This is a genomic window from Streptomyces sp. NPDC033966 (assembly GCF_055575955.1).
Map to the genome: position 1 here is coordinate 69,176 of NZ_JBVIRQ010000001.1, position 12,866 is coordinate 82,041.

Below are 12,866 nucleotides of genomic sequence, written 5' to 3' on the forward strand. Positions count from 1 at the left end.
GTGCCCGTATCCGGGTGGTGGTCCGGGTGGCGGCCCAGGTGGTTCCCCCGGTGGGGGTCCGGCGTGGGCGGCCGGCGCGGCTCCGGCGCGAAATGGGGGCGGGGTGGTGTGGTCAGAGGGCCAGCGCGCGGGCGCGCGCGGCGTACAGGCCCAGTTCGGCGGGCTCGGGGGCGGCCTGGAACTCGGCGGCCAGGCGCTCGAAGAGGGCGCGGCGTTCGGCGGGCGTCAGCCGTTCCAGCTGGCCGGCCACGTCCCGGGCGTTCAGCTGGGCGCCCGCGGTGGCGGGGTTCGCGCCGTAGTTCACGACGGAGACGTCGCCCTTGGACAGGTTGACTTCGAGGATGTCGCGTTGGTCGTAGTCGGGGCTCCACTGCTGGCGGGTCACCCAGAATCCGAAGGACATCTCGTCGACGTCGCCGCGCTCCATCGCCGAGCGGAGCGCCTGCACGTGCGGGGAGGCGGGATCGAGATCGGCCTCGGTGTGCAGGCCGGTGCCGTCCTCGGCCAGGCGCAGCGTCCCGGACTTCGTACGGGCCAGCGTGAGGCCGCCGTGGTTGACGAGGAAGGGGACGTCAGCGCCCTCGGACAGGGTCTTGGTGAAGGCGCCGGAGCGGACGACCTCGGTGTATGAGCCGAGCCAGTCCTCCATCTCGTAGCCCTGCTCGGTCACGCAGGCGTACCCGGTGAAGGTGAGGGTGTCGCCGCCGCTGCCCGTGGGCTTGGCCCGTAGCTCGACGTCACGGAAGGGCATCTGGCGGTGCTCGACGGTGTTGGGCCGTGCGGCACGGGCGGACAGGTCCATCACGGCTCCTCGGCGGGTGCGGGCGCGTCGTCGCCGGGCTTCTTACCGGCGTGCGCGGAGTTGAGCGGGGCGTTCGGGTCGTCTCCGCCCTCGACGGGCGGCATGTTCTCCTTGGCCCGGATCTCGTTCTGGGTCAGCAGGCCTGCGGTCCGCGCCTGGACGTATCCGGCGTATCGGCCGGTGGTGTCGGTGCGCTGGAGCTCGGTCGTGTCGAACCGGGCCGTCTGGGTGCGGGGAAGCATCGCCGTCCAGGCGTCCTCGAAGGTGCCGATCCAGTCCGCCAGGGTGTACGTGAGGAATCCGATGGACTGCTGCTCGATGCCCGTGCCCCAGGAGGTGGTGCGGTCGACCTGGCCGAGCATGTGCGGCGGGACCCCGTACAGCATCGCGATATCCAGGTTCTGGCCGGCGCGCGTGCCCAGGAACTGGGCATCCTCCGGGGAGATGGAGATGGGCTTCCACTCGGCTCCGCCGGACAGGACACCGATCGCGTGGGCGTTGCGCATCCCGGAGTGGGAGGCCTCGAACGCTTCCTTCATCTGCCGGGCCCGCGCCTTGTCGAGGTCGCCGGGTACCGAGATGACGCCGCTGAGGTGCGCGCCCTGCCCGAAGAAGCTCGCGCCGAACTGCTCGGCGGCCAGGCCCAGGCCGATGGACTGGCGGGCGTAGCTGATCGGCGACATGCCGGTCGCGGCCCCCGGCATGGACAGGCCGCTCATGTGGAGCATGTCGTGCGCGGCGACGGGCTGGCGGTGCACTTCGTAGACGCGGCCGCCCTCGTCGTCGAGGTCGACCTTGACCCAGTCCGGGTGCAGTACCTGTACCCGTGACGGGCGTAGGAGGTGATCGCGGGCGGTGACCATGGAGTAGGCGTTGCCGCGCAGCAGCAGCGAGATGGCCAGCTGCTTGAATCCGGCGCGGCGTGAGGGGAAGCGGGCGCCGGACGCGCCGCCGAACGGGTCCGCGACGATCGGAGGCTGAGGGGCAGCGGCTACCTGGATGCCCTGCCTGGCGGTCATGGCGTTCAACGGCAGTCCGGACAGGGTGGTGGACAGGATCCGGACACACGCCCAGACCGCGGTCAGCTGCATCGCCGTCTGGTCGTTGACGGCGACTCCGGCCGCGCTCACCGCGGCCAGGGAACCGTTGGTGGGGATGGAGGAGTCACCGAACTGGGTGAGAACGCGGCGCTCGGCGGCCCTGCGGAGGATGCTCACCGGTCCACCACCCACCCGATCAGCAGCAGCATCCCGCCGAGGACGGCCATCCCCGCGACCGGGTGCAGCCACCACGCGGCCGTGTCCAGACATGAGAGGCCGGCCAGGTCGACCGCGTCGGAGACCGGGCCGCGCGGAATGCGGGCCAGGTGGGCCTTGGTGAGTCCCATGGCACCCCCTACAGGTCGGCCCAGGCGAAGAACTGGGGTGTGGGCTCGGGTTCCGGGGTGGTGCAGGCACGGTCAAGGCCGATGATCGAAGCGACCGCGAGGTCGATCTTGCGGGGCGAGCCCTTCGCTTCCTTGAAGATCATCAGGCCGCGCGGGGTCTGCCGGACCACCGCGTTTTTCACGTGCCGGGCCAGGCGCGGATCCCCCGAGTGCGTGAGCCCTTTGTTCAGGACGCCCTCGTAGAAGCGCTGCGTGGCCGGGACCATGCGCGCCGGCGACTGCGGGTACTCGACGACCGGCAGACCCTCGTCCTCCAGCACCTGATAGGTCCGCGCCCAGCGGGCGGGGTCGCACACAATCTCCCGGACCCGCCAGCGCTTGCAGGCCGCGCGGATCGCGTCCTCTACCTCCAGGATCGGCACCGCCCAGTCGGGCCGGGCGTCGCCTGGCTTCTCCCAGGCCTGCACCACGTCCAGGTGGGCCGGCCGGAGCCCGGCGTTCGTCTCGGCCTCCAGGGCGGCGAGCGCCGCCTCGTCGAGGGCCTCGTACTGCGGGTCGCCCGGGTCGAACCGGCCGGGGTCCGGGACGCGGCACACGATCAGCGCGGTGGAGTCGTTGTTGTACGACCCGTCGAAGCCGAGACACACTTCGGCACCGTCCTCGATGACCTCGCCCGGGGCTTCGCACAGGTCCCAGACGCCGTCAGGGAGCCACGCCTTCGCGGAGTTGACCCAGATGTTCAGCCGCTTCGTCTGGAAGTCGGGGGCCGGCATCTTGCGGGAGACCGCGGCCATCTTCTCTTCGTCGAGGAAGTCGCCCATGGCCGGGTTGGCGGCCGCCCACACCCCGCGGTCCAGGTAGTCGAAGCCCTTCGCCTGGTCGTTGGTCTCGTAGATCCTCGCGCCGTAGCGGGGATCGTCGGCCTCGCCCGACATGATCTTCTTCGCGTACTGGTACTGGGTGTAGCAGACGGAATCCTCGCCGGAGGAGTCCGTGCGCACCCCGAACGTGCTGATGGCCAGGATCAGTGGCTGCTGCCGGGTGTCCGACCCCTGGTTCATGACGTTCCACAGCTCCCAGTTGGGCTGTGCGTGCAGCTCGTCGAACAGCACCCGCGACGGGTTGAGGCCTTCCTTCGTGAAGGCTTCCGAGGAGAGAGCCCGGTACACGGAGCCCATCGCCGGGTACTCGATCGCGTCCCGGTAGACCTTCAGCAGGCCGCCTTGTTTCGCGTCCAGCTCCGGGGACATCTCGATCGCGGCCCTGACCTCGCCGAAGATGATTTTCGCCTGGTCCTTGTCGGCGGCGCAGGAGTAGACCTCTGCGCCCGGTTCGTCGAAGATCCCGTCGACTGCGAGGCCAGCACCCAGCAGGCTCTTGGAGTTCTTGCGCGGCACGAGCACGAGGTACGTCCAGTAGGCGCGGCCCGTGTCGTCGCGGCGCAGGATGTCGCACACGAGGTCGCCCTGCCACATCCGCAGTTGCACAAGGTCCCCGCGGCGGGGGCCCTTCGTCAGCCGGAGGTACGACTGGATCAGGTCGCAGGCGAAGAGCCCGTCGGTGTTCTCCTCGGTCCACAGGGTCCGCTCGGGCGCCCATAGTTCCGGGCCCCGGGGCAGCAGGGCAGGGAACCGCGGCGGCCCGTCAAGCACTGCCGCCCCGCTTCGCCTTGCGCTCCAGCAGCTGCTCCAGGGACGACTTGGCCTTCACCTCGGCCACCCCCAGGCGCGTCCGGTCCGTCGGCGTGAGCCCCAGCGCCGCCAGCAGCTTGACGATCTCGGTCTCCAGCGTGGAGAGCATGCCGACGAGCGGATTGGCGTACGCGTATCCCTTGTCGGTGTAGAGCACGGGCTCCGACGACTCCAGGCGGGCCATGAAGTCCTGCCGGCGGTCGAACTTCTCGCAGACGACCACCAGGGCGGGACGGTCCGTCTCCGCCAGCCACTTGCACTGGTCGACGACGAGGCGCCACACGGCTCCGCCGACCGGGCCGAGGTGGTCCGGGGTGTCGTCGGCGACGGGCGGCAGCGCGACCACGTTCGAGGCGGCCGGGAGGGCCCGTTTGCCGGGGTTCCCCAGCTTCCGCTTACGTTCCGTAGGCGTTGGCGGCCGTCCAGCGGTCACGATCACCGCCCCCTCCCAGACCCCGGGGGTCAAAATTTCGCGGCCGTGTTTCTCCCCTGGGGGCCGGGTCCCTTAACGATCATGGTTTTCGACTTTCACCCACCCCCGGGTGCGCGGTGACAGATGGCGAGTTCCTCACCGTGTGTGACGTCAGATGCGTGTCGTCACTCTCTGAATCCTGATTGCGCACAACGCGGAGGTACCGTGCTGCACCGTCGGCGGCTTACCGAGCGGTCCTCGGCTGCTGCTTCGGGCGGTGGACCGGAGTTCGGCTAGAGATGGAGTACGCCATGAACGACATGGGCGCGCTGGCGCAGCGCGCGGCAGGTGAGGGGCGCAGTGTGTTCGTGTGCCACATCGATGTGGCATGGCCCACCTACGAAGACATCAGACCTCTACCCACCGTGTCGGGAGCGATTGAGGCGATTGAGGCCGTGGGCTGGCGGCTGGAGCAGTCCACGTTTAGCCCCCACACGGTGTACGACGGCAAAGGGACGGCGTTTCTGATCTTCCGACCAAGGGTCTGACCCCTACCCCCACAGAGCTGGAGCGCACTCTCGATAGGCCCCAAGAACTTGGACGGGGGGTCTCAGCCGTTGCGCTTGCGGGAGTTGCAGGCCCGGCACAGGATCTGCGCGTTATCCAGGGTGCTGCGGCCGCCCCTGGACAGGGGAGTGACGTGGTCGACGGTGAGGTCGTCGGACAGGTGGCCCGGTACGCCGTGGCCGGGGCACCAACTGCCGTGGACCTGATGGTGCCGGGCGAGGGCCTGCGCACGCACGCGACGCCAGTCCGAGCCATACCCGCGCTGCGCGGCCGAGCCTCGCCGCTGGTTGAACCGGGTGGCGCAGGCGTCGCAGCGTGAGGGGTTGGGGGTGAGGCGGTCGCAGTCCAGGCAAGGCCGCTTAGGCACGGATCCACGATTCCGGGATCGGCAGCGCCTCAGGCTCCGGCAGGGGTGCGGGCGTCCGTTCGGGGGTGCAGTCGCACGCGGGCAGCGTCCGCTCGTCGGGCGCGGTGCAGGTCTTCGCGTGGACGAGCGCCGCGGCCTCAATGCCGATGGCGTGCCGGCCGCACGCGTACACGGGCCTTGTGCAGTCAGCGGGCATCGGTAGCGGAGCCTGCTCCGGCTTGGGCAACCGCGGGTCGGCGAGGAGGGCCCGAGCATCCCGGCGTTCCTGTTCCTGGGCGCGATGTGCGGCGAACTCCGTGTCGGTGAGCCGCCGCTGCCAGTGCACGAGGGCCTGATCGCCGCAGAGGGCGCAGACGGGGCGGCCGAGCTCTGGCGCCGATACGGGCCCGGGGGCTTGGACGTCCATGGAGCCTCCTGCCTGCGGTGGGACATGGCAAAAGCCCCGACTGGAGTGGTCAGGGCCTTGAAGTCTCCCGGTCAGCCTGCCAATGGGCATGGCTGTACTCGCAAATCGTGGCGCGTGTCAACCGTGGTTGTCAAGCGGCAATACGTCCCGAGTGGCTGTCGTGTGTCAGCCATGGAATCACAGAGGTAAACGCCGCGAGTATGGGAAGTATTGTCACTTCCCGCCTCCGTCGCCGCCAATTCGCGGAGATCCTTGCAGCGGGGAGTCATGACGCTTGATCCGCACTTTGAGGTCCGGATATCTAACTTTCAGTCTTTCGACCACCCTCTGGCAAGCCGATATGTGGCCGCCATCCTCGCCTGGGAAAATGCCTGACACGCACCGATAGGGAATCCAACGCCCCCCGAGGTGATCGATAAGGCTTCTTCCGCTCATGTAACTGTCCTCGGCTGCAATATAGCCCTTGGACCAGCGCCTTTCTACGCGCTCTAGGGAGGTAGTAAAGCCTATTTCTACGTCCATTACTTGGATGGAATAATGTTCGGCAAGCAGTATGTCGATGAGCGTTTCGGCCTTATGGTAGGTCTTCTGCGTGCCGTCGATTACGATATTCTCACCTTCCTTTATTGCCTCCTCGCGTGCCCGTGCCGCCAAGTTGCTGGACTCTTCGTGAACGAGAGCGGCGAGCTCTCTAAGGTATGCGCGGGCTCTTTCTTCGTGGAGCTCCGGTGGAACGATCTCTTCGTATTCTCCGTTGCTGAATGCCCGCTTCAGGATCAGGTCTTTGAATTCGTCCGCATCGATTTGGCACCACGTGGATCCGGGGGCTAGCTCCTCTCGTACCGTGGCCTCCGTCGACGATTTTCCTGCCCCCGGCGGGCCTGCCATGATGATGGCGAGGCGGTCTCGCGGCACATTTTCATGGCCTTTTCTGAATTCCTTAAGAATTTCTTCCTGAGTGGCGATGCGGGCCTCTGTGGGAAGCAGTACGCCTCCGGGTACCTCAGTGAACCATCTAGTGTTCGAGATGGTCGCGTAAGGAGAACGCTCGGTAAGGCTTCCGCCTCTCTCTGCCTCGATCAGGACTTGCTTGTGGTCCAGAATGTCATTCCGGTGTCTCCCGCGCGCCAGAGGTACGGCCACCATCATCACCACCTGCGTTGCGCTCGCCCGCCTTGCCCGTCATCTCGGCCAATATGGCCCCATAGATCTCAACAGAGATCAGCTTCCGATCTACTGCAATTTCGAGGTCATGGACCGTTCCTCGTCGCCAGACGGGGGGGTCGTCCAGGATGTCGGCTGTCTCCGTGTGAGAGTCCATCCTCGCGGGTACCACATAGGGCCATGAGGCGAGTTCCTTTATCAGGAAATCCTCACCTACCTCTTGTTTTTCGAAAGCCTGTGCAACGTCCAGCGGTGTTTCATATAGGCCCTTTGGCAGCTCGTGATGATAATGAGAGTCCAGGCGCACCACATCTCCGCGCGTTATTTCCTTGACAATGGTATTCAGGGCCGGTGCTCGCGATACGGTCCGCGCGTCGTAGGCGACCCTGAGGTGCTCCCCTTCACGCGCGACCCGATCGATAGGGATCGGGGCGCGAGTCTTCGAGTCCAGGAGGACGACCAGCCACGAGTCGCCTGACACATCGCTGATCACCGCATCGGCCGGACCGAGGTTGATGTTGTGCCGGTCGAACGTCGGCAGGCCGATCCAGGCTTCATAGCCGGCAGGGTTGTCACGCATGGGCGCCGTCCTTCCTGGCGTTACTCGACGACGCGCCCCTGATACTGAGGTTCACCAAGGCTCGCGAAGGAGCATCGGGACCGTGTAGTTCCAGGGTGTCACCGTCCGGAGGTAACCGCGATCCCAGCCTTCGGGGCGCAGCGCGGGGTTGCTGAGTGGCCCGGACTCGTGACCCCGAGTTTCCGCGTGGCTGGCGACCGTTCGTCCTTAGTCGATCAATGTTCGATGGCGTGCCAGTGTGTGAACGGCTGTTCGCCCGACTTTGGTGCCCGTTGCTGTTCGTCGAGCGGCATGATCACTTTGGCGCTGCCCGCCTGGCGTATACCTCGTTTGCGGGAGCCATGGGCAGAGGCGGGCGTAGTGGCGATCACACCATAAGGAGCGACGTCTCACGCAATGTTTAGGACGGTCGCGGCTCCCGGCCAGTAGTCGACGATGCACTTAGCGGGGGCTCCAGTGTTGTATCCCTGTTCAAAGGCCGCCTGTCGCTCATCAGCGCTGCCGTGACTCGATTCTCCTGGCGGGTCGCCCAGCGCCCGTAGGGACGCGATGACCTCGTCGTAGTCGCCTGGTTCAATGACTCCCTTGTAGAAGGCGGCGTATGCCCAGACCCCACTGAAGCAGTCGGCGATCAACTCCTTGTTCTTGTCGTTATTTGGAATGTTCGGCACAGGAACGTTCTGGCTGTTGTACTGGAGATATATTTCATCCTGTATGTGGTGGCCGAACTCATGTGCAACGACGACCGCCGCGGCGAAGTCACCGGTTGTCTGCGGGATTGTTCCGAAGAATTCGCCGTTCCAGATTTTAGCGAAGCTGAGCACGGGCAATATGATGTCACCCGTGCCGGTCGGACAGTAGTATGCGTTCGGAAAGTCTCCACCTATCGTGTTGCCGCCACATTCTGGCGAGAAGGTATAAGTGGGTTCCTGGTTGGTGCCTATGATGTGGGTCGTGACGACCGGCGCCTGCAAGCCGGGCGTCCGCGAAAAGTACTCTGTCCATATACGTGTGGCATCGTTGGTTACCTCAGCCAGGAAGCCCACGACATCGACCACGCCACCTGAACTCGATTCGCTCCTAAGGGATTGTCCTGACTGTGCCTCGGGCACCTGTTGTTCCGTATTCCACGGAGGCGGACTAGGTTCGCTATTCCAGCCAGTCGCCGTTGCATGGGATGGGGAGGCGTGGGCCGGGGGTGCTACTGCAAAACATGCGATGACTGCGGTTGCGCTGGAGACGGCAGACGCGATCGCTCTAGCTTTGGGATTCACTTTCATGGGGACCGCCTACTTGACCATTAGCTACACGGGGGCAGGTGTGATATCGCAGAAGCGGCCCTTCCAGGCTGCGCCCCCGAGCATGAGCCGGCAACTCTGAGTCGCCAGGCGGGTGCAGCGGCACCGTATATGCTCACGACGCCTTTAGTAGGCGCGCAGAGACCCCGGCCGGTGACGGTCGGGGCCTCTGCATATGTCTTCGTCAGCCTGCATGCGGTCATGGTTGTACGCGTAAACCGTGGCGCGCGCTGTGGTCCGGGTGTCAAGCGGCCTGATCGCTTTGGCGCTGGCCGGGCCTTGTGGGCTTGGGGGCGTCGCGGGCAGCGAGCACGTCCTGGAGTCGGTAGATCGGCTTCCTAGGCGTGCCGGCGTACCGGGCGAGGAGGCCGCGGCGAACCCAGTCGCGGACGGTGGCCGGCCGCACTCCGCAGGCGAGTGCGGCCGTGGATGTCGTGAGCTGTCCGGGAGGCAGGGCCAGGTACTCCATGCCGTCCAGTGTCACTCACGACCCGTTGATCTCAGGCCTTGGCCGCGGTGTGGGGGTAGTAGTCGCGGAAGGTCTCCGCGACGGCCAGCAGGCGGGCGGCGTCGGCCCGGAGCTGCTCCGCCCATTGGGTGGCTGTTTCGTCATCGACGAACAGCTGGTACGCAGGCCGCGCGTCGGCCACTTCGCTGACGGTGTCGCGGAGTTGTCGCATCAATTCGGCGGTGTCTGTCGCGCGCTTCAGGTGATATTCCATCCGTGTCGCGGGGGTTGTCGCGCGCAGCGCCTTGCGGTCGCGGTAGACGACGTCCTTGGTCACGCCGAGCTGCTCGGCGATCTTCCGGATGGGGACGTTGTCGCGCGACAGTCGCGCGACTTCGGCGCGACGCTGTACGACGACCTCGGTGGGAGGCGTGCCAGTCATCGGCTCACCGCCGGGGTGATGGTGCCGGTGACGCCGGCGGGGGTGGCGCGCAGCGTGAGGGTTCGGCCGCCGCGGCGACGGATGGTGCCGACGGCGACGAGGCGCCGTCCGGACTGCTGGGGGGTGGGGCGGTCGGGCGTAAGCTCGGACACAGCCGCTCTCCTTGGTTGCTCAAGGGTTCTGGTCAGGCCCTCGCGCGGTGTTGGTAGCACCAGCGGGGGCCGTCTTGCTGTCGGGTGCTATCCGGCCAGGCGTGCCTCCTCGTCGTGGTCGATCCAGGCCTTGAGGTCAGCCCAAGTGCTGGGCGGGTAGGAGGCGCCGCACCATGCGCACGTCACCGCGCTGGCGCTGCGGTAGTGGCGCAGCATGGCGCCGCACACCTCTCCGGCGGTCTCTGCGGGGCAGGGCCCCAGGCGGGTACCGCGTTCGGTGGTGTCATGCGGGCAGACGATGGCCAGCGCGGCCTCGTCGAGCTCGCGCACCTCGGTGGCGAGGGTGCCGGCCTCCGACCAGCTCTCGGCAATCCAGTCGAGGTTGAGCGCCAGCCCGCGGGCGGCTCGGGACACTCTGTCCTCGATCGCGCCGCTGATCACAGGCTCATCCCAGCCGCGTGCCGCCTGCATCGCAGCGCGCCAGTCCTCCAGGACGCCGACGATGCCGCCGGGGCCGCGCAACGTCAGCACCCGACCGGACACCGGGAGCGGCGCCTCGACGAGACGGACCCACCCGAACGAGGCCGGGCTGCTGGACGGCTGCAACTCATGGGCGAGGAGCCTGTACATCGCGGGGATTCGTTGAAGGCGGCCAGCAGTCGCGGCCCGGCAGCGCCAGCAGAGATGGCCGGTCTCCAGCTCGGTACGGCAGAGGCAGACGGTCACGAACGGGACTCCTTCGGTTCGGCGGGAACGGCGGGCGTGTGGACGTGAACTCGGTGTTCGCGCCGGCCGACGAGGGCGCGGAGTCGGTCCAGCTCGTCGTACAGCTCGTCGAGCTCGTCGTCGGTGAGCTGGTCGAGCTGTTTCCGCCCGGTCATCGCGAGCCTTCGTTGAGAAGTCGCAGGACAGCCCCGACGGTGAGGCCGACGAGCAGGGCGAGGAGGGACCAGGCGGCAAGGCCGACGGCGATGTAGGCGAGGAGCGTCATGTGCGGTCTCCTTCGAGGTGGCTGTAGGTCAGGCCGCGTCGTTGTTCGGTGCGGTGTGGAATTCCGCGACGTCGAAGAGGAACTCCTCCTGTGTCGCGGCCGGCTTGCGGCGCCGGGAGGGTCTGCGCGCGGTGTCGCACTCGGGGCACCAGGCGAGGAGCTGTTCGCGGGGGTCCGGCGGCCACTTCTCGGTGAGTACCAGGGGCGCGGCGATCAGCCGTACGACCCCGTGTCCCTTGCGGTTGGTGCCGTTCCAGACGTCGCAGCGCCCGGGGCGCCCATGCTCGGCGTGCCGCTTGCCGCACTGCCCGGTGCACTGGCACCGGTCGCCAGCCGCGTCCATCACGGGCTGCCAGATGTCCGCCGCGGCGATCGGGGGCTGGGTCATGCTGCCGCCCGCCGCTCCCGGGACAGGTCGGCCCGCTGCCGGGGCGAGAGGCCGCCGCGGATGCCCGACCGGAACTCGTGCGCGAGAGCGCCCTCGATGAGGAGGGCCTCCTCCAGGCACCGCTCCCGGAGGGGGCAGGTGCCGCAGATCCCTCGGGCCTGGCGGTAGGTCTCGGTGCTGCCGCGCTCCGGGTAGAAGATTTCCGACCCGATCTCGTTGCACGGCGCGCCGTCGTGCCAGTCGAAACGGCTCACGATGCGGCCCCCCAGTGGAACGCCTCGTGTTCAGCCGGGGTGAGCTCCTGGATATGCAGGGAAATGCGACCGCCTTTGACCACGGGGCCGATACGCATATCGGGGCCGATCACCCGGGTGTGGTCGTCGTCCTCCAGCACGCCGGCGTCCACCAAGCCGTCGATCGCAGCCTTGAAGCTCGGATACCAGTTGGCCGGGTCGGCGCGGCGCCGCGACGGAGGGTGGAGCACTCCGAGGATGTACGCATGCCGCAGCGCGGGCCCGTCGCCAGCGAGGACGAGCGCGGCGCGCATTGTCGGGTCGTCGCTGCATGCGGCCATCGCAGCGCTGCGGATTGCCGCGGTCAGCCGGGCCTTTACCGCGTGGTGGGGGCGCTGGTTGCTGTTGAGCAGCGCGATCCCGGCGGGCAGCCTGACAACGAAGTGCCGGTTCATGCTGAAATCCCCCTCTGGGTGAGGAGCTGGCGCCCGATGAATTCGGTGTATGCGGGCGGCACGGCCTCGCGCAGCCCGTCGCGAGTGGCCCAGGGCATCCGCATGTCCAGCCGGGCCTCGGCGACACCGGAGAAGTTGCCGACGTAGTGGGCGAACTCGCCCGGCTTCCGCGGGCGGCCCATCTTGGTCACGGGCGCCGTGTGGTCCCGGTGTTCCGGCGGGGTGAGGGTCCAGCCGCCGGCCTCGAACAGGCGATGCCTGTAGGTGCGGAGGCCGAAGGAGGCGCCGCAGAGGAGTACCGGGTCACGCAGCTCACCCCAGGCCTCCTCAACGTTTTCGATGACGTACGGGACGCCGGTCTTTTCGAGGAGGTCCCGGGTCGGTCCGATCAGGTCGGGGTGGCTGTTCTTCCGGATCTTGTGAGTGCGACTGTAGAGCTGGCACGGCGGGGACGCATCGGCGAGCGCCACGTTCTCCCGGATCCACTCGGCGTGCTGGCGCAGAAACTCCAGCGCGTCGGCCTGGGCGAACGGGAACGGATAGCGGGGCTGCGGCTCGATGTCCACGCCGAAGGGGAGGAAGCCGGCTGCCGCGTAGCCTGCGCCGCTGCCGCCCTGGCAGCAGTAGAAGTTGAGGACGATGGGGAGCCCGTGCGGGTTGTGGATCATGACTCTCCCTTGCAGAGGTGGTCACGCAGTACGGGGTGCTTGGAGTGGGGTACGAAGCCCGGGTCGCGCCAGACGATGCGGCGAACGCCGAGGGTGCTGGTGATCAGGCGCCAGGTGAGGCGGCCTTCGGTGCGGGCCCGGATCTCGTCGAGTGCGTCTACGGGCTCGGGGTCTGCGATCACTTGGACGGCGGCGGTGCGGCCGGCCCACGCGGTGAGCACAGGGGCTCCGCACCGTCGGCAGGGGCGTTCGACTGCGTGGTCTGCGCTGACGGCGATCTTCGCGGCGATGCTCGGATTGGTCACGGGGCACCGCTTCGGGGCAGTGCCGTTGCAGTGCCGTTGACGGCGCTTTCATTTCCGCAGGTCAGCGCGGGTGGCAGTGCCGTCAGTGCCGTTGGGGCCAGCTTCTGAGC

20 protein-coding genes are annotated in these 12,866 nt (G+C 67.4%); 1 reads left to right on the forward strand and 19 read right to left on the reverse strand.

Going from position 1 to position 12,866, the window contains the following annotated elements; translation table 11 throughout:
* Positions 1–112: 112 nt before the first annotated feature.
* The 5 genes from ACZ518_RS00310 to ACZ518_RS00330 are packed head-to-tail and all read right to left on the reverse strand — an operon-like array spanning position 113 to position 4,313.
* Positions 113–802, reverse strand: coding sequence for an HK97 family phage prohead protease (locus ACZ518_RS00310; protein ID WP_469110819.1), 690 nt, complete (start codon positions 800–802; stop codon positions 113–115).
* Positions 802–2,019, reverse strand: coding sequence for a phage portal protein (locus tag ACZ518_RS00315; RefSeq protein ID WP_469110820.1), 1,218 nt, complete (start codon positions 2,017–2,019; stop codon positions 802–804). Before ACZ518_RS00315 ends, ACZ518_RS00310 begins: the two co-directional genes overlap by 1 nt.
* A complete protein-coding gene (locus ACZ518_RS00320) occupies positions 2,016–2,189 on the reverse strand; it encodes a hypothetical protein (RefSeq protein WP_469110821.1) in 174 nt (57 codons plus the stop codon). The genes ACZ518_RS00315 and ACZ518_RS00320 overlap by 4 nt, the downstream gene beginning before the upstream one ends.
* Before the next feature lie 8 nt (positions 2,190–2,197).
* Positions 2,198–3,841, reverse strand: a complete 1,644-nt coding sequence (locus ACZ518_RS00325; protein WP_469110822.1) for a terminase large subunit domain-containing protein — start codon at positions 3,839–3,841, stop codon at positions 2,198–2,200.
* On the reverse strand, positions 3,834–4,313 hold the full coding sequence (locus tag ACZ518_RS00330; protein ID WP_469110823.1) for a phage terminase small subunit P27 family: 480 nt from the start codon (positions 4,311–4,313) through the stop codon (positions 3,834–3,836). Before ACZ518_RS00330 ends, ACZ518_RS00325 begins: the two co-directional genes overlap by 8 nt.
* A 290-nt stretch (positions 4,314–4,603) precedes the next feature.
* On the opposite strand from ACZ518_RS00330, the gene ACZ518_RS00335 reads away from it, so the two are divergent.
* Positions 4,604–4,840 carry a hypothetical protein gene (locus ACZ518_RS00335; RefSeq protein ID WP_469110824.1) on the forward strand — a complete coding sequence of 79 codons (237 nt, stop codon included), beginning with the start codon at positions 4,604–4,606 and terminating at the stop codon, positions 4,838–4,840.
* Positions 4,841–4,902: 62 nt separating this feature from the next.
* On the opposite strand, the gene ACZ518_RS00340 is transcribed toward ACZ518_RS00335, so the two are convergent.
* From ACZ518_RS00340 to ACZ518_RS00405, 14 genes are all read right to left on the reverse strand, one after another.
* The gene (locus tag ACZ518_RS00340) at positions 4,903–5,226 is read right to left on the reverse strand and encodes an HNH endonuclease (RefSeq protein ID WP_469110825.1); all 324 of its coding nucleotides are present in this window, start codon (positions 5,224–5,226) and stop codon (positions 4,903–4,905) included.
* On the reverse strand, positions 5,219–5,632 hold the full coding sequence (locus ACZ518_RS00345) for a hypothetical protein (RefSeq protein WP_469110826.1): 414 nt from the start codon (positions 5,630–5,632) through the stop codon (positions 5,219–5,221). Before ACZ518_RS00345 ends, ACZ518_RS00340 begins: the two co-directional genes overlap by 8 nt.
* Before the next feature lie 213 nt (positions 5,633–5,845).
* Positions 5,846–6,778 (reverse strand): zeta toxin family protein, encoded by a 933-nt coding sequence (locus tag ACZ518_RS00350; RefSeq protein WP_469110827.1) that lies wholly within the window; start codon positions 6,776–6,778, stop codon positions 5,846–5,848.
* Positions 6,738–7,376: a hypothetical protein gene (locus ACZ518_RS00355; RefSeq protein WP_469110828.1), complete on the reverse strand. Its 639-nt coding sequence runs from the start codon at positions 7,374–7,376 to the stop codon at positions 6,738–6,740. The genes ACZ518_RS00350 and ACZ518_RS00355 overlap by 41 nt, the downstream gene beginning before the upstream one ends.
* 389 nt (positions 7,377–7,765) lie before the next feature.
* A complete protein-coding gene (locus ACZ518_RS00360) occupies positions 7,766–8,656 on the reverse strand; it encodes a neutral zinc metallopeptidase (RefSeq protein ID WP_469110829.1) in 891 nt (296 codons plus the stop codon).
* Positions 8,657–9,174: 518 nt separating this feature from the next.
* The gene (locus ACZ518_RS00365) at positions 9,175–9,564 is read right to left on the reverse strand and encodes a helix-turn-helix domain-containing protein (protein ID WP_469110830.1); all 390 of its coding nucleotides are present in this window, start codon (positions 9,562–9,564) and stop codon (positions 9,175–9,177) included.
* The gene (locus ACZ518_RS00370) at positions 9,561–9,716 is read right to left on the reverse strand and encodes a hypothetical protein (protein WP_469110831.1); all 156 of its coding nucleotides are present in this window, start codon (positions 9,714–9,716) and stop codon (positions 9,561–9,563) included. Before ACZ518_RS00370 ends, ACZ518_RS00365 begins: the two co-directional genes overlap by 4 nt.
* 87 nt (positions 9,717–9,803) lie before the next feature.
* Positions 9,804–10,442 (reverse strand): hypothetical protein, encoded by a 639-nt coding sequence (locus ACZ518_RS00375; RefSeq protein WP_469110832.1) that lies wholly within the window; start codon positions 10,440–10,442, stop codon positions 9,804–9,806.
* Entirely contained in the window at positions 10,439–10,597 is a 159-nt protein-coding gene (locus ACZ518_RS00380) for a hypothetical protein (protein ID WP_469110833.1), read from the reverse strand. The genes ACZ518_RS00375 and ACZ518_RS00380 overlap by 4 nt, the downstream gene beginning before the upstream one ends.
* Positions 10,598–10,735: 138 nt before the next feature.
* Positions 10,736–11,095, reverse strand: a complete 360-nt coding sequence (locus ACZ518_RS00385; protein ID WP_469110834.1) for a hypothetical protein — start codon at positions 11,093–11,095, stop codon at positions 10,736–10,738.
* Positions 11,092–11,349, reverse strand: a complete 258-nt coding sequence (locus ACZ518_RS00390) for a WhiB family transcriptional regulator (protein ID WP_469110835.1) — start codon at positions 11,347–11,349, stop codon at positions 11,092–11,094. The genes ACZ518_RS00385 and ACZ518_RS00390 overlap by 4 nt, the downstream gene beginning before the upstream one ends.
* Positions 11,346–11,783 carry a RusA family crossover junction endodeoxyribonuclease gene (locus ACZ518_RS00395; protein WP_469110836.1) on the reverse strand — a complete coding sequence of 146 codons (438 nt, stop codon included), beginning with the start codon at positions 11,781–11,783 and terminating at the stop codon, positions 11,346–11,348. Before ACZ518_RS00395 ends, ACZ518_RS00390 begins: the two co-directional genes overlap by 4 nt.
* Positions 11,780–12,451, reverse strand: a complete 672-nt coding sequence (locus ACZ518_RS00400; RefSeq protein ID WP_469110837.1) for an SAM-dependent methyltransferase — start codon at positions 12,449–12,451, stop codon at positions 11,780–11,782. Before ACZ518_RS00400 ends, ACZ518_RS00395 begins: the two co-directional genes overlap by 4 nt.
* Positions 12,448–12,756, reverse strand: a complete 309-nt coding sequence (locus ACZ518_RS00405) for a hypothetical protein (protein ID WP_469110838.1) — start codon at positions 12,754–12,756, stop codon at positions 12,448–12,450. Before ACZ518_RS00405 ends, ACZ518_RS00400 begins: the two co-directional genes overlap by 4 nt.
* Positions 12,757–12,866 lie beyond the last annotated feature (110 nt).